The organism is Pseudomonas cremoris (assembly GCF_014230465.1).
Window position 1 is genome coordinate 208,803 of the sequence record NZ_JAAXCY010000005.1, and the last position, 24,198, is coordinate 233,000.

At 60.7% G+C, this 24,198-nt stretch carries 18 protein-coding genes; 11 read left to right on the forward strand and 7 right to left on the reverse strand.

The window, feature by feature from the left end; translation table 11 throughout:
* Positions 1-28 precede the first annotated feature (28 nt).
* On the forward strand, positions 29-1,666 hold the full coding sequence (locus HF257_RS14040; protein ID WP_185706475.1) for an AMP-binding protein: 1,638 nt from the start codon (positions 29-31) through the stop codon (positions 1,664-1,666).
* 616 nt (positions 1,667-2,282) lie between these two features.
* On the opposite strand, the gene HF257_RS14045 is transcribed toward HF257_RS14040, so the two are convergent.
* Genes HF257_RS14045 through HF257_RS14055 form a run of 3 tightly spaced genes read right to left on the reverse strand, consistent with a single transcriptional unit; the run spans position 2,283 to position 4,581 of the window.
* Positions 2,283-3,182 (reverse strand): hydroxymethylglutaryl-CoA lyase, encoded by a 900-nt coding sequence (locus HF257_RS14045; RefSeq protein ID WP_185706477.1) that lies wholly within the window; start codon positions 3,180-3,182, stop codon positions 2,283-2,285.
* Positions 3,183-3,198: 16 nt separating this feature from the next.
* Positions 3,199-3,591, reverse strand: coding sequence for a MerR family transcriptional regulator (locus HF257_RS14050; protein WP_185706479.1), 393 nt, complete (start codon positions 3,589-3,591; stop codon positions 3,199-3,201).
* Positions 3,592-3,645: 54 nt separating this feature from the next.
* A complete protein-coding gene (locus HF257_RS14055; RefSeq protein ID WP_016974062.1) occupies positions 3,646-4,581 on the reverse strand; it encodes a LysR family transcriptional regulator in 936 nt (311 codons plus the stop codon).
* Between the two features lie 151 nt (positions 4,582-4,732).
* On the opposite strand from HF257_RS14055, the gene HF257_RS14060 reads away from it, so the two are divergent.
* The gene (locus HF257_RS14060) at positions 4,733-5,962 is read left to right on the forward strand and encodes an acyl-CoA dehydrogenase (protein WP_185706481.1); all 1,230 of its coding nucleotides are present in this window, start codon (positions 4,733-4,735) and stop codon (positions 5,960-5,962) included.
* Positions 5,963-6,016: 54 nt separating this feature from the next.
* On the opposite strand, the gene HF257_RS14065 is transcribed toward HF257_RS14060, so the two are convergent.
* Positions 6,017-7,348 (reverse strand): substrate-binding domain-containing protein, encoded by a 1,332-nt coding sequence (locus tag HF257_RS14065; RefSeq protein WP_185706483.1) that lies wholly within the window; start codon positions 7,346-7,348, stop codon positions 6,017-6,019.
* A 92-nt stretch (positions 7,349-7,440) separates the two neighbouring features.
* Positions 7,441-8,253, reverse strand: a complete 813-nt coding sequence (xthA, locus tag HF257_RS14070) for an exodeoxyribonuclease III (protein ID WP_185706485.1) — start codon at positions 8,251-8,253, stop codon at positions 7,441-7,443.
* Positions 8,254-8,422: 169 nt separating this feature from the next.
* On the opposite strand from xthA, the gene HF257_RS14075 reads away from it, so the two are divergent.
* The 7 genes from HF257_RS14075 to HF257_RS14105 all read left to right on the forward strand — a co-directional run bounded on the left by HF257_RS14075 (position 8,423) and on the right by HF257_RS14105 (position 19,372).
* The gene (locus tag HF257_RS14075; RefSeq protein WP_185706487.1) at positions 8,423-9,073 is read left to right on the forward strand and encodes a GNAT family N-acetyltransferase; all 651 of its coding nucleotides are present in this window, start codon (positions 8,423-8,425) and stop codon (positions 9,071-9,073) included.
* A 64-nt stretch (positions 9,074-9,137) separates the two neighbouring features.
* Positions 9,138-10,865: an autotransporter assembly complex protein TamA gene (locus HF257_RS14080; RefSeq protein WP_185706489.1), complete on the forward strand. Its 1,728-nt coding sequence runs from the start codon at positions 9,138-9,140 to the stop codon at positions 10,863-10,865.
* Positions 10,865-14,536 (forward strand): translocation/assembly module TamB domain-containing protein, encoded by a 3,672-nt coding sequence (locus HF257_RS14085; protein WP_185712091.1) that lies wholly within the window; start codon positions 10,865-10,867, stop codon positions 14,534-14,536. Before HF257_RS14080 ends, HF257_RS14085 begins: the two co-directional genes overlap by 1 nt.
* A 176-nt stretch (positions 14,537-14,712) precedes the next feature.
* Positions 14,713-15,183: a MarR family winged helix-turn-helix transcriptional regulator gene (locus HF257_RS14090; protein WP_185706493.1), complete on the forward strand. Its 471-nt coding sequence runs from the start codon at positions 14,713-14,715 to the stop codon at positions 15,181-15,183.
* Positions 15,183-16,634, forward strand: a complete 1,452-nt coding sequence (locus HF257_RS14095; RefSeq protein ID WP_185707172.1) for an efflux transporter outer membrane subunit — start codon at positions 15,183-15,185, stop codon at positions 16,632-16,634. Before HF257_RS14090 ends, HF257_RS14095 begins: the two co-directional genes overlap by 1 nt.
* 15 nt (positions 16,635-16,649) lie before the next feature.
* Positions 16,650-17,843, forward strand: coding sequence for an efflux RND transporter periplasmic adaptor subunit (locus HF257_RS14100; protein ID WP_185706495.1), 1,194 nt, complete (start codon positions 16,650-16,652; stop codon positions 17,841-17,843).
* Positions 17,843-19,372 (forward strand): DHA2 family efflux MFS transporter permease subunit, encoded by a 1,530-nt coding sequence (locus HF257_RS14105; RefSeq protein WP_185706497.1) that lies wholly within the window; start codon positions 17,843-17,845, stop codon positions 19,370-19,372. Before HF257_RS14100 ends, HF257_RS14105 begins: the two co-directional genes overlap by 1 nt.
* A 135-nt stretch (positions 19,373-19,507) precedes the next feature.
* Here HF257_RS14105 and lpxH read toward each other — a convergent pair whose 3' ends face one another.
* Complete coding sequence (lpxH, locus tag HF257_RS14110; protein WP_185706499.1) at positions 19,508-20,257, reverse strand: UDP-2,3-diacylglucosamine diphosphatase; 750 nt, start codon at positions 20,255-20,257, stop codon at positions 19,508-19,510.
* Positions 20,254-20,757, reverse strand: a complete 504-nt coding sequence (locus tag HF257_RS14115) for a peptidylprolyl isomerase (RefSeq protein WP_016977438.1) — start codon at positions 20,755-20,757, stop codon at positions 20,254-20,256. Before HF257_RS14115 ends, lpxH begins: the two co-directional genes overlap by 4 nt.
* Positions 20,758-21,017: 260 nt before the next feature.
* On the opposite strand from HF257_RS14115, the gene HF257_RS14120 reads away from it, so the two are divergent.
* Positions 21,018-22,718, forward strand: coding sequence for a glutamine--tRNA ligase/YqeY domain fusion protein (locus tag HF257_RS14120; protein WP_185706501.1), 1,701 nt, complete (start codon positions 21,018-21,020; stop codon positions 22,716-22,718).
* Positions 22,719-22,737: 19 nt separating this feature from the next.
* Positions 22,738-24,126 (forward strand): cysteine--tRNA ligase, encoded by a 1,389-nt coding sequence (gene cysS / locus HF257_RS14125; protein WP_185706503.1) that lies wholly within the window; start codon positions 22,738-22,740, stop codon positions 24,124-24,126.
* Positions 24,127-24,198: the final 72 nt, after the last annotated feature.

Consider the following 24,198-nt stretch of genomic DNA (forward strand, 5'->3'; position numbering starts at 1 on the left):
ACCTACAACAAATACAATAGGGGTCGTTATGGAACAACCGAACCAGAGCTACAGCCGGGGCTCTCAGGACAAGACCTTGCTGGCCATGACCATTGGCCAAGCCTTCGATAGAACCGCCGCGCACTACCCTGATGGCGAGGCCTTGGTGGTGCGTCATCAGCAGCGCCGCTATACCTGGCGGCAACTGGCCGAGGCGGTTGAATTGCACGCACGTGCCTTTATTGCACTGGGCATGCAAACCGGCGACCGCCTGGGGATCTGGGCGCCCAACTGTGCCGAGTGGTGCATCAGCCAGATCGCCAGCGCCAAGCTCGGGGTGATCCTGGTCAACATCAACCCGGCGTATCGCAGCAGTGAGTTGGAGTACGTGCTCAAGCAGTCCGGTTGCCAGTGGCTGGTCTGTGCCGGCGCGTTCAAGAGCTCCGATTACCACGCTATGCTGCTGGAGTTGAAGCCGGACCTGCGCGGCATGATCAGCCTGGACCAAAGCCCGCCGCCGGAGTTCATGCCCTGGTCGCAACTGGCGGCCCTCGGCGCTGGCGTTCCGCCCGAACAGTTACAGACGCGCCAAGCCAGCCTGCACTTCGACCAGCCCGTGAACATCCAATACACCTCCGGCACCACCGGTTTCCCCAAGGGGGCCACCCTCAGTCACCACAACATCCTCAATAACGGCTACATGGTCGGCGAAAGCCTCGGCCTGACCGCGCAGGACCGCTTGGTGATTCCGGTGCCGCTGTACCACTGCTTCGGCATGGTGATGGGCAACCTGGGCTGCATCACCCACGGCACCACGATGATTTATCCGAATGACGGCTTCGACCCGCTGCTGACGCTCACTGCCGTCGGCGAAGAACGCGCCACCGGCCTGTACGGCGTGCCAACCATGTTCATCGCCATGCTCGATCATCCGCAGCTTGGCGACTTTGACCTGTCAACTCTGCGCACCGGCATCATGGCCGGTGCTACATGCCCCATCGAAGTGATGCGCCGGGTGATCAGCGAGATGCACATGAATGAGGTGCAAATAGCCTACGGCATGACAGAAACCAGCCCGGTGTCCTTGCAGACCGGCGCCAACGACGACCTGGAACGCCGTGTCACCACAGTAGGGCGCACTCAGCCACAGCTGGAAAACAAGATCATCGACCCTGCCGGCAACACCGTCGCACGTGGCGAAATCGGCGAATTGTGTACCCGTGGCTACAGCGTGATGCTCGGCTACTGGAACAACCCAGACGCCACCCACGAAGCCATCGACGACGCCGGCTGGATGCACACCGGCGACCTGGCGAGCATGGATGAACACGGTTACGTGTGCATCGCCGGACGCAACAAGGACATGATCATTCGCGGTGGCGAAAACGTGTACCCGCGTGAGCTGGAGGAGTTTTTCTTCACTCATCCGGCGGTGGCGGATGTGCAGGTTATCGGCATTCCCGATGAGCGCTACGGCGAAGCCATCGTCGCCTGGGTCAAGTTCCATCCCGGTCACGTGGCCAATGAGCTTGAGTTGCAAACGTGGTGCAAGGGGCGGATCGCACACTTCAAGACGCCCAAGCATTTCAAGTTTGTGGATGAGTTTCCGATGACGGTGACGGGCAAGATCCAAAAATTTCGCATGCGCGAGATTTCGATCGAGGAGCTGCGAACCCGATCTACCTGACGCTACAGATCCAATGTGGGAGCGAGCAGGCCCGCTCCCACATGTTGATCAAAATTCGACAGGGAACTATCAAACACCAGAAAGCACAAAGGGGACCCAAAGGTCCCCTTTAATTTGTCGTTGCGTGCTCTTTTTTTATTATTGAGGGGCGGTCTATTGTTGTTTTTGGCAACCGTTACCCTTTACCGCTGTTTTTGGCGACCCCCATCCGGGATCAAGAGCAAACGTATTTTTTTGAGCGCTGATCTGCTTCTTCGTTACCGATCCAACCAGTGGGTAGCTACCTGAGGTAGTTTTATTTTTCTCTAACCGGTTGCGGGTTTCGGCATTGCCGTTCCCTGCGAAGCACATCTTCTCCAAAAAAATCTGTTAGCTGCGTCTCTGCCGTGTTGTTTTTGTTATGTCAGAGTCGTTTCGTCTTATTTTTATTAGGTTTGGCGCTTTTTATTCTTGTTATGCCATAGAGATAGCAGAAGCCGTGCCAACTTTTTTAATTCCTTTAAAATCAATGAGTTGGATTTTGTGAAGGAAATGCCCTACGGCAAATGCGACAAAATATGTTCCCGTGTTACTCGATAGGTAGGCGAGCGGTAACACATTGTCACGGCTAAGCGACTCAACTGGCGTTACGCGCCTTGGTCACGCGTGATCCGCTGGGTCGGCCCAGCACGCTGCTGATTTGCTGGCCCGCGCCAATCAATGCCTCCAGGTCGATACCGGTCTCGATGCCCAAGCCATTGAGCAGGTACAGCACATCTTCGGTGGCGACGTTACCGCTGGCACCCTTGGCATACGGGCAGCCGCCAAGGCCCGCGATAGAGCTGTCGAACACGTTGATCCCTTCCAGCAGGCTGGCGTAGATATTCGCCACGGCCTGGCCGTACGTGTCGTGGAAATGCCCCGCCAGTTTGTCCCTTGGCACTTGAGCGCCCACCACCTCGAACAACCGCCGCGTGGCGCCTGCGGTGCCGGTGCCGATGGTGTCGCCCAGCGACACTTCGTAGCAGCCCATGGCATACAGTTCCCGCGCGACCGCCGCGACTTGCTCCGGGGCGATCTCACCTTCGTAGGGGCAACCCAAAACGCAGGACACATACCCACGCACACTGATGCCATGTCTCTTGGCCGCCGCCATGATCGGTGCGAAGCGCTCCAGGCTTTCACTGATGGAGCAATTGATGTTGCGCTGCGAAAACGCCTCGGACGCCGCTGCAAACACCGCGACTTCCTTGACGCCGGCCGCCAATGCGTCCTCAAAGCCACGCAGGTTCGGTGCCAGTGCGCCGTAGGTCACCCCGGGCTTGCGCTGGATCTGTGCAAACACCTCGGCAGAGCCGGCCATTTGCGGCACCCATTTGGGCGAGACAAAACTGCCCACTTCGATATAGCTCAAGCCTGCGGCACTCAGCGCGTCCACCAACCGGACCTTGTCTGCCACGCTGATAGGTTGGGCTTCATTCTGCAAACCGTCGCGCGGGCCAACTTCCACCAGGCGCACATGAGAGGGGAGGGACATGGCAGTTACCTTCTGATCAATGGCCAACCTGGCTCATGGTGTGGGCGAGGGCCTGGGTGCAGCGCTCTTCGGCGGTGTCCAACTCCAGCTTCATCTGTTCGATGTCCAGCAGTTGCTGTTCCAACTGCTCGCGACGCTCGGCGATCTTGCCCAGCATGCTGTTGAGTTGCACATGGTTGCCGCTGGTGGGGTCGTAGAGTTCGATGAGTTCGCGGCATTCGGCCAGGGAAAAACCGATGCGTTTACCGCGCAGGATCAGCTTGAGGCTGACCTTGTCCCGCGCCGAGTAGATGCGCTCCTGGCCCCGGCGTTCCGGGGCCAGCAGGCCTTGTTCTTCATAGAAGCGAATGGCGCGGGTAGTGATGTCGAGCTCGCGGGCGAGGTCGGAGATGCTGTAGGTGGTGCTCATGGACGGCGCTCAAGAAAGTCTTGGCGTTAAGCTAAAGGCAGGTTGACGTTAACGTCAAGCCTGCTTGCCATCCAACTTCTTTTCATGGGCTGTGACCTGTTGGCACAACTCGATCATCTGCTCGCGCATCCAGCGGTTCGCCGGGTCCTGGTCGGTGCTTTCGTGCCAGTACAAATGGGTTTCCACGGGCGGCACGTCGTTCACCGGCAGGTTGAACCAATGCAGTTCGTGGCGGCGCGCGAAACGTTCGGGCACGGTCATCACCATGTCGGTCTGCTGCAGTACCTGCGAGGCCATCAGGTAATGCTGGGAGCGCAGGGCGATCTTGCGTTGCAGGCCCATCTTGCCCAAGGCCAGGTCGACATGCCCCAGGCCGTTGCGGCGGCTGGAGATATGAATGTGGGTCAGACCCAGGTAATCATCCAGCGTCAGCTTGTCCTTGCCCGCCAGCGGATGGCCCTTGCGCATCGCGCACACGTAACGGTCTTCCATCAGTTTGACGTGGCGCACCTGCGGGTCGGTGTTGAGCGGTGCATCCACGGCAAAATCCAGGCGCCCGGCGGCGAGTTCCTTGGTGGTTTCACGGCGTTTGGACAGGAAACTCTCGATCACCACCGTTGGCGCGAGGCGGCGCAGGCGCTGGAACAGCAGCGGTAAAATCACCGCTTCGGTGAGGTCGGTCATGCTGATGCGATAGGTCTTGGCCGCCTGCTGCGGGTTGAAAATGCGGCTTTCCTGCACCGACACCCTCAGCAACGACAGCGCGTTGCGCACTGGGCCGATGATGTTCTGCGCCATGGGCGTCGGCACCATGCCTTGGGCGGTGCGCACGAACAGTGGATCGTTGAAGGTCTCGCGCAGACGCGCCAGCGCGTTGGACACCGCCGGTTGAGTGATGCCGACAATCTGCCCGGCGCGGGTCAGGTTGGCTTCGGTGTAGATCGCGTCGAAGACGATAAAGAGGTTGAGGTCGACCTTGCTCAGATTCATTTCGTTGCGCTCTTATTGTTAGGTGGCCATACGTCGATCATATATCGGTGATGAATGTTAATACACGCCGAGAATAGGTTAGGTAAATTTTCGTAGCTCTACTAGCATCGACCCCATGACCTAAACAACCTCTCACAGAAGGGAGCTGCTCATGGATTTCGCCTATTCGCCCAAGGTTCAGGAACTGCGTGAACGCGTCACCGCGTTTATGGACACTTACGTTTACCCGGCCGAGCCGGTGTTCGAGCGCCAGGTCAGCGAAGGCGACCGCTGGCAGCCCACTGCGATCATGGAAGAGTTGAAAGCGAAGGCGAAGGCCGAAGGCCTGTGGAACCTGTTCCTGCCGGAATCCGAGCTGGGTGCCGGCCTGACCAACCTCGAATACGCGCCGTTGGCCGAAATCATGGGCCGCTCGCTGCTGGGCCCGGAGCCGTTCAACTGCTCCGCACCTGACACCGGCAACATGGAAGTGTTGGTGCGCTACGCCAACGAAGAGCAGAAACAACGCTGGCTAGAGCCTCTGCTGCGCGGCGAGATCCGCTCGGCCTTCGCCATGACCGAGCCGGACGTGGCCTCCTCAGACGCTACCAACATGGCCGCCCGCGCTGAGCGCCAGGGTGATGAGTGGGTGATCAACGGCAAGAAATGGTGGACCTCCGGTGCCTGCGACCCGCGCTGCAAGATCCTGATCTTCATGGGCTTGAGCAACCCCGATGCGCCGCGCCACCAGCAGCACTCGATGATCCTGGTGCCGGTGGACGCCCCCGGCGTGAAAATCGTGCGCCCGCTGCCGGTATTCGGCTACGACGACGCGCCCCACGGCCATGCCGAGGTACTGTTCGACAACGTGCGGGTGCCGTACGAAAACGTCCTGCTCGGCGAAGGCCGTGGCTTCGAAATCGCCCAAGGTCGCCTAGGTCCAGGCCGCATCCACCACTGCATGCGCTCTATCGGCATGGCCGAGCGCGCACTGGAGCTGATGTGCAAACGCTCTGTCAGCCGCACCGCGTTCGGCAAGCCGCTGGCCCGTCTGGGCGGCAATATCGACAAGATCGCCGACTCGCGCATGGAAATCGACATGGCGCGCCTGCTGACCTTGAAAGCGGCGTACATGATGGACACCGTGGGCAACAAAGTGGCGAAAAGCGAAATCGCCCAGATCAAGGTCGTCGCGCCGAACGTGGCATTGAAGGTGATCGACCGTGCGATCCAGATTCACGGCGGTGCCGGGGTTTCCAACGATTTCCCTCTGGCCTACATGTACGCCATGCAACGCACCCTGCGCCTGGCCGACGGCCCGGATGAAGTGCACCGGGCGGCGATTGGCAAGTTCGAAATTGGCAAGTATGTGCCGCGTGAGCTGATGCGTAGCGGTCAGTAAGACCAAATGGGGTGATCGTTCCCACGCTCCGCGTGGGAACGATCACCCCAGGGTTCAGTACACCCAAACCTCCACCCGCCGATTCTTGATCCGCCCCTCATCCGCCGTATTCGCCGCCACCGGCATCTGCGCGCCAAACCCTTGGATATCCCTTAGCACCACGCCGTTCTTCACCAGCTCCCGGCGCACCGCCATCCCTCGCAACTTCGACAGCAACGCTGCGCGCTGCGGGTCATTCTTGGCGTCACCGAACCCCACCAGTGTCACCTGTTTGTCGAGCTTTCCGTGCTTCTTCAGATACGCCACTACCCGCTGCAAATCCTGGCGCGCCTTGTTGTCCAGGCTCGCGCTGCCCTCTTCAAAACGGAAGTTCACGGTCAGGCGCTGGGCATCCCGTGCGATGGCTTGATAACCCTCCGGCATCGACGGGCGCGGCTCTACAGCCATCGCCTGCACCTGCTGCGCGATAAACCCGTTGGCCGCGACAATCGCCTGGCCTTTGCTGCTCTGGGTGAAGTCAACCAGCGCCTTGGCCCACGGGTTGTGGCCCGAAGGCGGCAGGTAGAAAAACAGCCGCCGTGACAACGGGTAATCCTCGGTGGCGATCAGGCTGTTCAAAGGCAGCATCGGTTGAGAATCACCATCGACAATCGCCACCGCTTTGGCCTGGCGCACATAGGGCAGGCCGATAAAGCCGATGCCCTGTGGGTCATGGCTCACTGCGTCGGACAACTGCTCGCTGGACTCGAATCGCTTGGCCGCAACCGCCAAGGGCTTACCGCGCCGGCTCAGCACCAGCTCCTTGAAGGTGTCGTAGGTGCCGGACTGATCATCCCGAGCATATAAATGAATGCTCCCGCCGACACCACCCAATGCTTCCCAGGTGCTGACCTCGCCATTGAAGATCTGCGCCAGTTGTTCGGTGTTCAGGGTATTCAGCGGGTTTTGCGGGTTGAGGATGATCGCCAGGCCGTCGATAGCGATGACTTGCTCGGCGTCGGGGCTTTTCAGGTCGCCCAGGGGTTCGAGGTCGACCAGCTCGCTGTCCTTGATCGGTCGGGAGGCTGCCGCCAGATCGGCAGCGGACTTTTTCAGCGCGCTGAATCCGGTGCTGGAACCGTGGGCCGCGACTTCGATCGTCACCGTCTTGCCCTGGCGAGTCTTGCCGAGCACGCGCTGTTCATTGGCGCCCGCACCGGGTTCACTGTGCACCACCTGCAGCCCCTGATGTTCCATCAAGCCTTTGACCAACGCAGGGCCGAGGGCGGCGCCAATGGTGTTGGAACCCTGGATGCGCAACGCGGGGCCTTGATCGGGAGCGGGTAGGGGGGCAGCAACAGCGGACAGGGGGAACAGGACCAGCAGGAACAGAACGCGCAGCCTCATGCCGGCACCTTCTTAAGCCAAAGGGAGTGCCGCGAGAATAAGTCAGTAAGATTTCAGCAGTGTGACTGGCACACTGCTGATCAAAAAGGTTGTCAGCTCAGTTCTAGCCAGATCGGCGCATGGTCCGACGGCTTTTCCAGCCCGCGCAGCTCGTAATCCACTCCGGCATCCTTCACTCGTGGCAGCAAGCCATTAGACGCCAGGATCACATCAATGCGCAGCCCACGCTTGGGTTCATCCTCAAACCCACGGCTGCGGTAGTCAAACCAGCTGAAACGGTCGGCCACGTCCGGGTTGAGGTGGCGAAAGCTGTCCACCAGGCCCCAGTTTTTCAGGCGGGCCATCCACTCGCGCTCTTCCGGCAGGAAGCTGCACTTGCCGGTCTTGAGCCAGCGCTTGGCGTTGTCGGCACCGATGCCAATGTCGATGTCTTCCGGGGAGATGTTGATGTCACCCATCACCACCAACGGCTGCTCGTTGCTGAACTGGCTTTCCAGCAGTTGCTGCAGGTCCTCGTAGAAACGCTGCTTGGCCGGGAACTTGGTCGGGTGGTCGCGGCTTTCGCCCTGGGGGAAGTAGCCGTTCATGATGGTGATCGGGTTGCCGTTTTCATCGGCGAAGGTGCCCCAGATAAACCGGCGCTGGGCGTCTTCTTCGTCGGTGGCAAACCCTTTGTGCACGCTCAGGGCTTCTTTGCGTGAGAGCAGCGCTACGCCGTAGTGGCCTTTCTGGCCGTGGTAGTACACGTGATAGCCCAGGGCTTGTACTTCGGCGAGCGGGAACTGGTCATCGTGGACCTTGGTTTCTTGCAGGCCGATCACATCCGGTTGGTGCTTCTCGATCAGTGCCGCCAGCTGATGAGGGCGCGCGCGCAGCCCGTTGATATTGAAGGAGACGATTTTCATGGTCGGCAGTCCAGTCTTGGCAAAAGGGCGATGCTAGCCGACAAGTCGGATGTGGGCCAGCGTGGCGGTAGGACAGTTGCACTGCTAATGTCTGGGAACGACTCGTGCTGTGTAGGTTCGTACCCATAAGAACGCTGCCTTTTGAGCAGCGCCCAGGGAGATTGACTGTATGCCGGACACTTCAACTGCACCCGCTGAAATTCGCCTGCTCAACAGCGGCTATTCCCGCGAAGCCCGTTCCCTGTTGTACCAGGCCTATCGGCATGAGCCGACCTTCGCCTACATCTTCGAAGCCGAGCGCCCAGGCTACGAACAACGGGTGCGTGCCACGGTGCGTGAACTGGTCAAGCAACATTTCTTTCAGAAACTTCCCGCCATCGGCTTGTTCGTCAACGACCGGTTGATCGGCATTGCGCTGATCGCGCCGCCGCAACGGCGCCTGGGCATTACCGAGAGTTGGGCCTGGCAACTGCGCATGTGGCTAAGCACCGGCGTACGCGGTACCCGACGCTACCTGGACTACCACCATGCGGTGCTGGCATGCCTGCCCAGCGAGTCGGTGCACGTGCTGCCATTGTTGGGCATTCACCCGCAGTTTCAGGGCAAACACTACGGTGAACAGTTGCTGGAAGCGGTGCACAACTGGTGCGCGGAAGACCCGCATTCGTCCGGTGTGGTGCTGGATACGGGGAATTCTCGCTACTTGGAGTTCTACAAACGCCAGGGCTACGAGGAAATCGGCGAGGTCGCCGTAGGACCTATCCTGGAGCATGTGTTTTTCCATCCCAACCCTCAGCCGTTACATGCTGCAACGCCTTGATCCAGAATTATTCAGATAAATCCAGGTTCAAAGAATCTCCCTTGCTCGTGTAGCATCCCCGCCTATGAAGTTTCCAGGAAGATACACCAGCGGCTTGATTCTGCTGTTCACAAGCTGCGGCGCGTTGGCGCAAAGCGAACTGGACGTGCGGATCAAGCCCTCAAACGACGCGTTGAAAGCCAACATCGAAGGCTACATCGGCGGGGTGGGCGATCGTGATGAAGAGGCGTTGCTGCGGTTCAGCCGCGGCGCCGAGGAGCAGGCGCGCAAAGCCGCCCAGGCTCTGGGCTTCTATCAGCCACAGATCGAAAGTGATGTGAAGGGCGGCAAGAACCCGCGCCTTGTTCTCACCATCGACCCCGGCGAACCGGTGCATTTGCGCAACGTGACCATTCGGGTCGACGGCGAGGCCGCGAACCTCAGGGCGTTTCGCGTGCCCGCCAGCGACGACCTCAAATCCGGTGCCGTGCTCAACCACGGCCATTATGAAGACGCCAAGCGTCTGATCCAGAACCAGGCCTCGCGCTACGGTTTTTTCAGCGGGCGCTTTACCCGTCAGAAGCTCTCGGTGGATCCGCAGGCCGGTGTGGCCGATATCGAACTGATCTACGACAGTGGCCCGCGCTATACCTTGGGCAAGGTCAACTTCAAGGGCGATACACCCTTTGATGACGAGCTGCTGCAACGCATGGTGCCGTTCAAAAGTGGCACCCCTTACGACTCCGAACTGATCGCCGAACTCAATCAGAACCTGCAAGGCAGTGGCTTCTTCGAAGGCGTGCGCGTGGACGCAGCGCCAGCCGCTTCGACCAACGATGTGATCCCGGTGGCGGTGCAACTGGAAACCCGCAAGCCGCGCACCATGGGCCTGGGCCTCGGTTACTCCACCGACGTCGGCCCGCGCGGCAAGGCCAACTGGACCCGGCACTGGGTCAATCCCCAGGGCCACAGCTATGGCTGGGAGGCCGAGTTGTCGGCGCCGCGCCAGAACGTCGGCTTGTGGTACGACATTCCGCTGGACCCACCGCTCACCGACAAGCTGCGTTTTGCCGGTGGTTACCAGAACGAAGAAATCGCCAACACCGACACCGTGAGTAAATTGCTCACCCTCGGCCCTGAATGGCACAGCAAGTTGCCCAGCGGCTGGACCCGGGTGATCTCGCTCAAATACCAGCGCGAAGAATATCGCCTGGGCAATGACTCGGGCCTCAGCAATCTGGTCATGCCGGGCGTCAGCTATTCCTACCTGCGCAGTGACAACCGCATCGACCCGCACAATGGCTATCGCCTGCAATTCGACACCAAGGTAGCCAAGGAAGGGCTGGGCTCCGACACCAACCTGCTTTATGGCACGGCCATGATCAAGGGCCTGACCACCCTGTGGGATAACCACCGCTTCCTCGCGCGTGCGCAGTTCGGCGGCAGCGCCACCAATGGCTACAAGTCGGTGCCGCCGTCGCTGCGCTTCTTTGCCGGTGGCGACCAGAGCGTGCGCGGCTACGAGTATCAGACCCTGTCACCCGAGAACGATCGGGGCGACCGCATCGGTGGCCGCTACATGGTGGCCATGAGCGCCGAGTATCAATATTCCATTGCCGAAAAATGGCGGATCGCGACCTTCATCGACCAGGGCAACTCCTTCAACACCCTGGAAATGCCCAGTTTGAAAACCGGCGTCGGCGTCGGTATCCGCTGGGTTTCGCCGGTTGGCCCGATTCGCCTTGACCTGGCCCATGCCCTCGAAGATCCGGGCGGCATTCGTTTGCACTTTTCCATGGGGCCTGAGCTGTGATGCGTGGTTTGAAAATAGCGGGGCTGGCCGTGTTGGCCATCCTCGCGTTGGTGTTGCTGGCGCTGTGGACGGTACTCGGTACCCAGGCCGGCAGCCGTTGGGCCTTGGGCCGCGTGCCGGGTTTGACCGTCGAGAACTTCCAGGGCCACTTGGGTGGGCAGTGGAGCGCCGATCACCTGCTGTGGCAGCAGGATGGCAGCCGTGTCGAGGTCACCACGCCGACATTTGATTGGTCGCCGGCGTGCCTGTTGCGCATGACCTTGTGCATCAATCAGTTGGATGTAGAGCAGGTCAGTCTGCAATTTCCTCCCAGTACCGAAGAAAGCAGCGGGCCGATCCAATTGCCCGAGCTGAAGCTGCCGGTTGCCATCCAGTTGGGCGACGTTCGCGTGGGTAGCCTGCTGTATAACGGCAGCGAAGAACTCAAGGGCCTGCAATTGGCGGCGCATTGGACCGCTGCTGGCATGCAGATCGAATCGGTGCACCTGCAACGCGATGGCCTTGTCTTGGACCTGGCCGGGTTGCTGCAACCTGTCGGCGATTGGCCGTTGACCGCCACCGGTAACCTGAGCCTGCCGTACGCGCCGGATGGCGCACTGTGGAAGGTCGCCCTCAAGGTCGATGGTGACCTGCTCAAGACCCTCAAGCTCGACGCCGACAGCAGCGGCTACCTGCCCGCCAAGCTCACGGGCGAGCTGCAACCGCTGGTGGAGAACCTGCCAGCCCAGGTGCATATCACCGCCGATGGCTTCAAACCCAGCGCCGATCTGCCCGACACCCTGCAACTCAATCAACTGGACCTCACCGCCAAAGGCGACCTGAGCCGTGGCTATCAACTGCTGGGCAAAGCCGTGCTACCTGCGCAAAAGGGCCCGGTGGACCTGCTGCTGCAAGGCAAGGTCGACGCCAAGGGCGCGCAGATTGCCGGCTTGGACCTGACGGCAGGCGATAAACAAAGCCTCAAACTCACCGCCCAATTGGACTGGCAGCAAGGTTTCAGCGCCGACGCCAAGATCGACTGGCTGGATTTCCCTTGGCATCGCCTCTATCCGCTGATCGACGAACCCCAAGTAGCGTTGCGTACCTTTAATGGTGAGATTTCCTATAAAGACGGCAACTACCTGGGCAACCTCAAGGCCGACCTCGACGGCCCGGCGGGCAAGTTCAATGTGGTCACGCCTTTCAGTGGCGACCTCAAGCAAATCTTCCTGCCCGAGCTGAAACTTACGGCAGGCCAGGGCAAGGCCGAAGGCCACCTGAACGTCCAGTTCGCCGATGGCATCGCCTGGGATACGGCGTTGGATCTGTCGGCGCTAAACCCGGCCTATTGGGTCGCCGAGTTGCCTGGCACCTTGGCCGGGCCGCTGCGCAGCAAGGGCGAGTTCAAGAATGAGCAACTCAAGCTGAACGCCGACCTCGACCTCAAGGGTCGCCTGCGCGGGCAAACCGCCGTGCTGGCGGCCAAGGCCGAAGGCACGGGTGAGCAGTGGACCCTGGCCAACCTGGATATTCGTCTGGGTGACAACCGCATCAACGGCAGCGGTAGCCTGCAACAACGCCTGGCCGGGCAGATTGATATCAAGTTGGCGCGCCTGGCCCAGCTGTGGCCGCAATTGCGCGGGCAGATCAATGGCCGTCTCGACGTTGCGGGCAGCCTCAAGGCACCGCAGGGCAAACTTGATCTCAAGGGCCAGCAACTGGCTTTCGCCGACAACCGCCTGCAAAACCTCACCCTCGACGCGACCCTCGATAACGCCCAGCGCGCGAAGATCGACCTCAAGGGCAGCGGCATTCAATCCGGCGACACTCAGGTCGGCACGCTCACCGCCAGCGCCCAAGGCGATATCAAGAGCCAGAAGGTGCAGTTGGACCTGGCCGGACCGCTGGTCAAGTTGGCCCTGGCGTTGGACGGCAACCTCGACAAGGGCAATTGGCGCGGGCGCCTGGCCAGTGGCGATGTGCAGGCCGGTGGCCAGGACTGGAAGCTGCAAGCCCCAGCGAAGATCGAGCGCCTGGCCGACGGCAAGCTGACCTTCGCCGCGCATTGCTGGGTGTCCGGCGCGGCGAGCCTGTGCGGTGAAGACCAGCGCCTGATGCCCGAGCCCAAGCTGCGTTACCACCTCAAGCAATTCCCCATCGACAGCCTGGCGGCGTTCTTGCCCAAGGACTTTGCGTGGCAGGGCAAGCTCAACGCCGACGTGCAACTCGACCTGCCCGCCAGCGGCCCCAAAGGCGTGGTGTCGGTAGACGCCAGCGGTGGCACCCTGCGAGTCAAGGACAAGGACCACTGGCTGGACTTTCCGTACGACACCCTGAAGCTGGAAACCACTCTCAACCCCAAGCGTATCGACACCCAGTTGAATTTCCGTGGCGGCAAGCTCGGCGAGCTGATGGTGCAGGCGCAGATTAACCCGCTGCCCAAGAACAAACCCATCACCGGCAATTTCAGCCTCACTGGCCTGGACCTCGCGGTGGCGCGGCCATTTGTGCCGATGGTGGAAAAACTCAACGGCAAGCTCAACGGTAGCGGCCGCATCTCGGGTGGCCTGTTGGCGCCTCAGGTCAACGGTAATGTGAACCTGATCGGCGGTGAGGTTTCTGGCCCCGAGCTGCCCATCAGCCTGGAAGGTCTGAATGTGCAGGCGCTGATCGCCGGCGAGAGCGTGCAGCTCAATGGCGCGTGGCGCAGTGGCAAGGCCGGGCAGGGCAGCCTCAAGGGGCAGATCGATTGGGGCCAAGCGTTGGTGGTGGACCTCAGTCTGCAAGGCTCGCAGTTGCCGGTCACGGTGGAGCCCTACGCCGTGCTGGAAGTGGCGCCCGACCTGAAAATCAGCATGAAGAATGACAAGCTGGCCATCGCTGGCAAGGTGCAGATCCCGCGCGGCGATATCACCGTGCGCGAGTTGCCACCGTCCACCGTCAAGGTGTCGGATGACACCGTGATCGTCGGCAGCCAGACCGAGGAGGGTAAGCCGCCGATGGCCATGGCCATGGATATCGACGTGGCAGCGGGTGAAGACCAGCTCAACTTCTCGGGCTTTGGCCTTACCGCCAAGGTCCAGGGCCATGTGCATATTGGCGACAACCTCGACACCCGAGGCGAACTCTGGCTCAACGATGGCCGCTACCGCGCCTACGGCCAGAAGCTCGATGTGCGGCGTGCGCGGTTGCTGTTCGCCGGTCCGCTCGACCAGCCGTACCTCGACATTGAAGCCATCCGCAAGACCGACGACATCGTCGCCGGTATCCGCCTGAGCGGCAGCGCTGAACAGCCCACCACGCAGATCTTCTCCGAGCCGGCCATGAGCCAGGAGCAGGCGCTGTCCTACTTGGTGCTGGGCCGTCCGTTGAGCAGCACCGGTGAAGACAACAACATGCTCGCCCAAGCCGCATTGGGCCTGGGCCTGATGGGCAGCGCCGGGGTCACCTCGGACCTGGCCAAGAACCTGGGCATCCAGGACTTTGAACTCGACACCCAAGGCAGCGGCACCTCCACGGCGGTGGTGGCCAGCGGCAAGATCACCGAGAAGCTCAGCCTGCGTTATGGGGTGGGCGTGTTCGAGCCGGCCAGCACGATCGCGTTGCGGTATTTGTTGAGCAAGAAGGTGTATCTGGAAGTGGCAAGTGGTGTGGCCAGCTCGCTGGATATCTTCTACAAACGCGACTTCTAACGCCCGCCTCCGTTCAAAATGTTGGAAGGGCTTGTGTGGGAGCGGGCTTGCTCGCATTCCACCTCTAAAGCTCAAAAAATACAAAGCAAGCTAATTATTCCATTTGACATTCGCTGCCTAAGCAGTAACATCTGGTCATACTTTCACTGCCTAGGCAGTAATAAGGTGACTTCCCAATGAAACACTTCACCCCCGACAACTTCCACAACTGCCACCTCGGCCTGTTGCTGGGCCGCGCCGCATTGCTCAAAGACCGCATCATCGACACCCACATGGAGCCGTACGGCATCACCGCCGCGCAGTTCAAGGTGTTGGTGATCATGGCGCTCTACGGCATCGACACTCCGGCCGAGCTGTGTCGCCACCTGTCGCTGGACAGCGGCTCGATGACGCGCATGCTCGATCGCCTGGAGCAAAAGGGCCTGCTTGAGCGCCAACGCACCGCCCAGGACCGTCGCCAGGTTCAGCTCGTATTGACGGCCGAAGGCCAGAAACTTGCGGACACCTTGCCCCACGTCGGCACCGACGCCTTGAACCAATTGGCGGGCTCCCTGGAACCCGGCGAGCTGGAAGCCCTGGAACGGATTCTCAAGAAAATTCTGATAGCCGCAGGTGACTCGATCACGCTGTTGCGGGTAGGTAAATGATGAACACACGCGCACTTAGCCTCGTGTTGGTGGCCATGAGCATGGCCGGTTGCGCCAATTTCAGTGGTCTCGACACCCAGGGCCAGCGCCTCGATGCCAATACCCTGCAAACCGGCAAGTCGTTGAGCGGCGTAACCTTGTCGCAGGCTGCCTGGCCCACCGCCGACTGGTGGAAAAGCCTCGGCGACCCACAACTTGACGGCCTGATCCAGGAAGCCCTGCAGAACAGCCCCGACATGCAAGTGGCCAGCGCCCGTGCCCACCAGGCGCAAGCTGCGGCCTTTGCTGCCGACGCCGCGCGCATGCCAACCCTGGACGCCAGCGCCGGTGTCAGCCGTTCGCGCCTGGCCAAGGACCAAGACCCGCTGGGGCAGGGCGATGCCTACGCCACCGTGCGTAACATCGGCGCCAGCTTCAATTACAACTTCGACCTGTGGGGTGGCCAGCGCGCTGCCTGGGAAGCCGCGCTGGGCCAGGCCCGCGCCGCCGAAGTCGACCAACAGGCCGCACGCCTGACCCTGGCCGCCAACGTGGCCAAGGCCTACAGCGACCTGGGCCAGGCGCATATCGTGCGTGACCTGGCGAGCGATGACCTCAAGCGCACCCGCCAGATGCTCGACCTGGGCAAGCGTCGCTTGAGCTCGGGCATCGACAGCCAATACCAGTACCAACAGACCGAAAGCCTGGAAGCCAGCTCCCAGTCGCAATTGATCGACGCGGAAAAACAACTGTCGAGTGCCAAGATCGCCCTGGTCGTGTTGCTCGGCAAAGGCCCGGACCGTGGCAGCGAGTTGACCCGCCCCAACGTGCTCAAGCCTAGCGCCGTAGCCGTGCCTTCGGTGTTGCCTGCCGAACTGCTGGGTCGCCGCCCTGACCTGATCGCCGCCCGTTGGCGTGTCGAGGCCGCGAGCAAAAACGTGGCCGCGAGCAAGACCCGCTTCTACCCCAACCTCAACCTGAGCGCGAGCGCTGGGGCGGAGTCGTTGCTGGGGGATGCGATGTTCGGTTCGGCCAGCCGCTTCTTCAGTATTGCGCCGACCCTTTCGCTGCCGATCTTCGACGGCGGTCGCCTGCGTGCTGACCTCGATGCGCGCGACGCCGACTACGACCTGGCCGTGGCCCAGTACAACAAAACCCTGGTGCAAGCCCTGGGCGATATTGGCAACACCCTTGCTCAGTTGCGCGACACCGGCCGGCAGATCCAGGCCCAGCAACATGCTGCCGACATTGCCCAGCAGTCCTACGACACCGGCGTGCAGCGCTACAGCTCCGGCATCGGTAATTACCTGGATGTGCTCAGCATCGAGCAGCAATTGCTGCAGGCCCAGCGTCAGCTGGCGACCTTGAATGCCGCGCAGATCGATCTGTCGATTCAATTGATGCAAGCCCTGGGTGGCGGGTTCAACGCCGCAAATGTGGCAGCGGCCACCCCAGCAACGCGTACGGAATAATTTGAGGTATTAGTCATGGCCACTGCCGACAGCAACGCCGCAACAGAAAAAGACACCAACCCACGCAAGCGCAAGGTCATGCTGATTGGCCTGGCGCTGATCGTCATCCTCGGCGTCGTGGGCGTATGGGGCTGGTATGAGCTCTACGGGCGCTTCAGCGAAAGCACCGACGACGCCTACGTGAATGGCAACGTGGTGGAAATCACCCCGCTGGTCACCGGTACTGTGGTGAGCATCGGCGCCGACGATGGCGACCTGGTCCACGAAGGCCAGGTGCTGGTCAACTTCGACCCGAACGATGCGGCCGTCGGCCTGCAAAGTGCCCAGGCCAACCTGGCCCGCACCGTGCGCCAGGTGCGTGGTTTGTACAGCAACGTCGATGGCATGAAAGCCCAGGTACTGGCGCAACAAGCCAATGTGCAAAAGGCCCAGGACAACTACAACCGTCGTAAGAATCTCGCCGCCGGCGGCGCGATTTCCCAGGAAGAACTGTCCCACGCCCGTGACGACCTGACCTCGGCGCAAAACGCCCTGGCCAACGTGCAGCAGCAGTTCAAGACCAGCAGCGCGCTGGTGGATGACACCGTGATCTCGTCTCACCCGGACGTACAAGCCGCCGCCGCTCAACTGCGCCAGGCCTACCTGACCAATGCGCGCAGCACCTTGATCGCACCGGTCACCGGCTATGTGGCCAAACGCACCGTGCAATTGGGCCAGCGCGTACAGCCAGGCACGGCCTTGATGGCCGTGATCCCGCTGGACCAGCTGTGGATTGACGCCAACTTCAAGGAAACCCAACTGCGCAATATGCGCATCGGCCAGCCAGTCGACATCGAGTCGGATATCTACGGCAGTGACGTCAAGTTCAGCGGCACCATCGACAGCCTTGGCGCCGGAACCGGCAGCGCGTTCGCCTTGCTGCCCGCGCAGAACGCCACCGGTAACTGGATCAAGATCGTGCAACGGGTACCGGTGCGCATCCACGTCAACGCCGACGAACTGGCCAAGCACCCACTGCGGGTAGGCCTGTCCACCGTGGTCAACGTCGACCTGCACGACCAGAGCGGCCCGGTGCTGGCGCAACAAGCGCCGCAAAAAGCCTCGTTCACCACCAACGTGTATGACCGCCAATTGGCCGAAGCCGACGCCATGATCACCCAGTTGATCCATGACAACAGCCTCGCCGCACCCAAGGCTGTGCAACGCTAATGAGCAATAACGCCTCCTTCACGCCACCCAGCCTGTTGATGGCCACTATTGGCCTGTCGCTGGCGACCTTTATGCAGGTGCTCGACACCACCATCGCCAACGTGGCGTTGCCGACCATTTCCGGCAACCTCGGCGTGAGTTCGGAGCAGGGCACCTGGGTGATCACCTCGTTTGCGGTGAGTAACGCTATCGCCTTGCCGCTGACCGGTTGGCTGAGCCGCCGGTTCGGCGAGGTGAAGCTGTTCCTGTGGGCGACCATCCTGTTCGTTCTGGCCTCGTTCCTGTGCGGTATTTCCACGTCCATGCCCGAGCTGATCGGCTTTCGGGTGCTGCAAGGCTTGGTAGCAGGGCCGTTGTACCCGATGACCCAGACCTTGCTGATCGCGGTCTACCCGCCCGCCAGGCGTGGCATGGCCCTGGCGTTATTGGCGATGGTCACGGTGGTCGCGCCGATTGCGGGCCCCATCCTCGGCGGTTGGATCACCGACAGCTACAGCTGGCCGTGGATCTTCTTTATCAACGTACCCATCGGCATCTTTGCGGTGATGGTGGTGCGTTCGCAGTTGAAGAAACGTCCAGTGGAAACTAGCTATCAGCCGATGGACTACGTCGGTCTGCTCAGCCTGATCGTCGGGGTAGGTGCCTTGCAGATCATCCTCGACAAGGGCAATGACCTGGACTGGTTCGAATCCAACTTCATCATCATTGGTGCGGCAATTTCGGTGATTGCCCTGGCGGTGTTCATCATTTGGGAGCTCACTGACAAGCACCCGGTGGTCAACCTGCGGTTGTTTGCTTATCGCAACTTCCGCATCGGCACCATCGTGTTGATCCTGGGGTATGCGGGCTTCTTCGGCATCAACCTGATCTTGCCGCAGTGGCTGCAAACCCAGATGGGTTACACCGCCACCTGGGCCGGGCTGGCCGTGGCGCCGATCGGTATCTTGCCGGTACTGATGTCGCCGTTCGTGGGCAAATATGCGCACAAGTTCGACCTGCGCTTGCTGGCGGGCCTGGCGTTCCTGGCGATTGGCCTAAGCTGCTTTATGCGGGCGGGCTTCACCAATGAGGTGGACTTCCAGCACATCGCCCTGGTGCAGCTGTTCATGGGTATTGGCGTGGCGCTGTTCTTCATGCCCACCTTGACCATCCTGATGTCCGACCTGCCGCCGCACCAGATTGCCGACGGCGCTGGTTTGGCGACGTTTCTGCGGACCTTGGGCGGCAGCTTCGCGGCGTCCTTGACCACCTGGATCTGGATTCGCCGGGCTGACCAGCACCATGCGTACATGAGCGAGAACATGACCACCTACGACTCGGCCACTCGCGATGCGTTGCAGGCGCTGGGTGGGGCAGGGCACAAGGCCTACGCGCAACTGGACCAGATTCTCACCAGCCAGGCGTACATGATGTCCACCGTGGATTACTTCACGTTGCTGGGGTGGATGTTCATGGGGTTGATGTTGCTGGTGTGGTTGGCGAAGCCACCGTTTACGGCGAAGGCGGGGCCTGCGGCTTCTGGCCACTGATTTCGGGATGTACGCGATCAAACCTGTGGGAGCGGGCTTGCTCGCGAAGGCGGTGTTTCAGTTGATACATGAGTTGACTGACACAACGCTTTCGCGAGCAAGCCCGCTCCCACATTTGAACTGTGTTGTCAGGGGTTATGCGCCAGGCAATGCCAGCTGCGGGTTCACAAAATCAAACGCCGCCAACGCAAACCCTTGCTCATCCACCTGCAACGCCCACCCTTGCTTGTCCCAATCCCCCAGCACAATGCGCTTGGCCGCCTGGTCGCCAATCTGCAGCTTATGAATGGCGGGGCGGTGGGTATGGCCGTGGACCAGGGTGCGCACGCCAAACTGTTGCATCACCCGCGGCACTTCCTCGGGTGTCACATCAACGATGTCGTTGGCCTTCATGCGCGTTTGCGCACGGCTCTCGCTGCGCAGCTTGCGCGCCAGTTTATGACGGGTGCTGAGCGGAAGGTGTCGCAGGATAAACAGCACAATCGGGTTACGCAGGATGCGCCGCAGCTTCATATAGCCAACGTCGCGGGTGCAGAGGCTGTCGCCGTGCATCAACAGCACGGGTTCACCTGCCAACTGCACGACACTCGGGTCCTTGAGCAAGGTAGCGCCGGCTGCTTTGCAGAACGCCTTGCCGATCAGGAAATCGCGGTTGCCATGCATGATGAAAATCGGGGTGCCGCTGTCGCTCAGTTCGCGCAGGGCTGCGCAAATCGAACGTTGAAAGGGTGTCATCCCATCGTCGCCAATCCAGGCTTCAAAAAAGTCCCCCAGAATGTACAACGCCTGGGCGCCACGGGCGCGGCCGTGGAGCAGATCCAGAAACGCCCGGGTGATGTCCGGGCGCTCCTCTTCCAGATGCAAGTCTGAAATCAGCAATATCACCCAACGATCTCGGCTTTCTCGACGATAACGTCTTCTACCGGAACGTCCTGGTGGCCGGCTTTACCGGTGGTTTGAACGCCTTTGATCTTGTCGACGACGTCCTGGCCTTCGGTGACTTTACCGAATACCGCGTAGCCCCAACCCTGCACGTTCTTGCCGCTGTGGTTCAGGAAGGCGTTGTCGGCGACGTTGATGAAGAACTGCGCGGAGGCCGAATGCGGCTCCATGGTACGGGCCATGGCGACGGTGTACTTGTCGTTGGAAAGGCCGTTGTCCGCTTCGTTCTGGATGCTTGGGCGCTTGTCTTTCTTTTCTTTCATGCCTGGCTCAAAACCGCCGCCCTGGACCATGAAGTTGCCGATGACACGGTGGAAAACGGTGTTTTCGTAGTGGCCGGCGTTCACGTACTCGATGAAGTTGGCGACGGTGATCGGCGCTTTCTCGGCGTTCAGCTCGATGACGATGTCACCGTGGTTGGTGGTCAGTTTGACTTGAGTCATGGTCGTTTCTCTTTCAAGGAATTCGTGGGTGTGGACGCAGGCAGCGCCTTACCGGTTTGGCGAAACTTGGGCCAAGGCGCGCAGTTTAGCGTGCCCAGCAGGAATTTCGAGGTGGTTTTTTATCGCGTTCGTCATTAAAGCAGTAATTAAAGCAGCAGTTTTTGGTCGCGACCTGTCAGTGTCTTGACCGCTTCGGCTATTATGAGCGCTTTGTTTTATCTGGCCCCAACCGGCCACGAACCTGTCTGTTCAAGGATCCTATGAGCAAGCCCACTGTCGACCCTACCTCGAATTCCAAGGCCGGACCTGCCGTCCCGGTCAATTTCCTGCGCCCGATCATCCAGGCGGACCTGGATTCGGGCAAGCACACGCAGATCGTCACCCGCTTCCCGCCAGAGCCTAACGGCTACCTGCACATCGGTCACGCCAAGTCGATCTGTGTGAACTTCGGCCTGGCCCAGGAGTTCGGTGGCGTCACGCACCTGCGTTTCGACGACACCAACCCGGCCAAGGAAGACCAGGAATACATCGACGCCATCGAAAGCGACGTGAAGTGGCTGGGCTTCGAATGGTCCGGTGAAGTGCGCTATGCCTCGCAATACTTCGACCAGTTGCACGACTGGGCTGTCGAGCTGATCAAGGCCGGCAAGGCCTACGTCGACGACCTGAGCCCGGAACAAGCCAAGGAATACCGCGGCAGCCTGACCGAGCCTGGCAAGAACAGCCCGTTCCGCGACCGTTCGGTAGAAGAGAACCTGGACTGGTTTGCCCGCATGCGTGCCGGTGAGTTCCCGGACGGTGCTCGCGTGCTGCGCGCCAAGATCGACATGGCCTCGCCGAACATGAACCTGCGCGACCCGATCATGTACCGCATCCGCCACGCCCATCACCACCAGACCGGTGACAAGTGGTGCATCTACCCGAACTACGACTTCACCCACGGTCAGTCGGACGCCATCGAAGGCATCACGCACTCCATTTGCACCTTGGAGTTCGAAAGCCATCGCCCGCTGTACGAATGGTTCCTGGAGCACCTGCCAGTGCCGGCTCAGCCGCGTCAGTACGAATTCAGCCGTCTGAACCTGAACTACACCATCACCAGCAAGCGCAAGCTCAAGCAGCTGGTCGATGAAAAGCACGTGAATGGCTGGGACGACCCGCGCATGTCCACGCTGTCGGGCTTCCGTCGCCGTGGCTACACGCCTGCATCGATCCGCAACTTCTGCGACATGGTCGGCACCAACCGTTCTGACGGCGTGGTGGATTTCGGCATGCTCGAATTCAGCATCCGCAACGACCTCGACCACAGCGCTCCACGCGCCATGTGCGTGCTGCGTCCGCTGAAAGTCGTCATCACCAACTACCCGGAAGACAAGGTCGACCACCTCGAACTGCCGCGTCATCCGCAGAAAGAAGAGCTCGGCGTGCGCAAGCTGCCGTTCAGCCGTGAAATCTACATCGACCGCGATGACTTCATGGAAGAGCCGCCAAAAGGCTACAAGCGCCTGGAACCGGCCGGCGAAGTGCGCCTGCGCGGCAGCTACGTGATCCGCGCCGACGAAGCGATCAAGGACGCCGATGGCAACATCGTCGAACTGCGTTGCTCCTACGACCCGGAAACCCTGGGCAAGAACCCGGAAGGCCGCAAGGTCAAAGGCGTGATTCACTGGGTGCCGGCCGCGGCCAGCATCGAATGCGAAGTGCGTTTGTACGATCGCCTGTTCCGCTCGCCGAACCCTGAGAAGGCCGAAGACAGCGCGAGCTTCCTCGACAACATCAACCCTGACTCCCTGCAAGTTCTCACTGGTTGTCGTGCCGAACCCTCGTTGGGCGACGCACAGCCGGAAGACCGTTTCCAGTTCGAGCGCGAAGGTTACTTCTGCGCGGATATCAAGGACTCGAAACCTGGTGCTCCGGTATTCAACCGTACCGTGACCTTGCGTGATTCGTGGGGCCAGTGATTAGTCAGAAGGGTTCATCGTGCTAACGATCTACAACACACTCAGCAAGACCAAAGAAGTCTTCAAGCCGCTCGATGGCAACAAGGTGCGCATGTACGTGTGCGGCATGACCGTGTACGACTACTGCCACATCGGCCACGGCCGCAGCATGGTTGCCTTCGACCTGGTGACCCGCTGGTTGCGTTTCAGCGGCTATGACTTGACGTACGTGCGCAACATCACCGACATCGACGACAAGATCATCAACCGCGCCAACGAAAACGGCGAGTCGTTCGACGCGCTGACCGAGCGCATGATCGCCGCCATGCACGAGGACGAGGCACGCCTCAACATCCTCAAGCCGGACATGGAACCGCGTGCCACGGACCACATCCCGGGCATGCACGCCATGATCCAGACCCTGATCGACAAGGGTTACGCCTACGCCCCAGGTAATGGCGACGTGTACTACCGCGTCGCCAAGTTCATGGGCTACGGCAAGCTGTCGCGCAAGAAAATCGAAGACCTGCGCATTGGCGCACGGATCGAAGTGGACGAAGCCAAGCAAGACCCGCTGGACTTCGTGCTGTGGAAGGCCACCAAGCCGGGCGAGCCGAGCTGGGAGTCGCCATGGGGCGCGGGCCGTCCGGGCTGGCACATCGAATGCTCGGTGATGTCCACCTGCTGCCTGGGCGAGACCTTCGACATTCATGGCGGCGGCAGCGACCTTGAGTTCCCGCACCACGAAAACGAAATCGCCCAAAGCGAAGCCGCCACCGGCAAGACCTACGCAAACGCCTGGATGCACTGCGGCATGATCCGCATCAATGGCGAGAAGATGTCCAAGTCCTTGAACAACTTCTTCACCATTCGCGACGTGCTGGAAAAGTACCATCCAGAGGTTGTGCGTTACCTGCTGGTGTCGAGCCACTACCGCAGCGCGATCAACTACTCGGAAGATAACCTCAAGGACGCCAAAGGCGCCCTGGAGCGGTTCTACCATGCGTTGAAAGGCTTGCCCGTTGTCGCCCCAGCCGGTGGCGAAGCGTTCGTTGAGCGCTTCACCCAGGTGATGAACGACGACTTCGGCACCCCCGAAGCTTGCGCCGTGCTGTTCGAAATGGTGCGCGAGATCAACCGCCTGCGCGAGAGCGATCTCGATGCAGCGGCAGGCCTTGCGGCGCGCCTGAAAGAACTGGCCAGCGTGCTGGGCGTGTTGCAGATGGAAGCCGATGACTTCCTGCAGGCTGGCGCTGAAGGGCGTGTGGATGCGGCAGAAGTGGATGCGCTGATCCAGGCGCGTTTGGCTGCACGTACCAACAAGGACTGGGCGGAATCCGACCGACTCCGCGACCAACTCACCGCTATGGGCGTGGTGTTGGAAGACGGCAAGGGTGGGACGACGTGGCGGTTGGCTGATCAGGCTTGATCGGTAAGCGCTGAATGAAAAACGCCCCGACTGGTTCGGGGCGTTTTTTTTGCAAAATAGCGATGCCCCCTT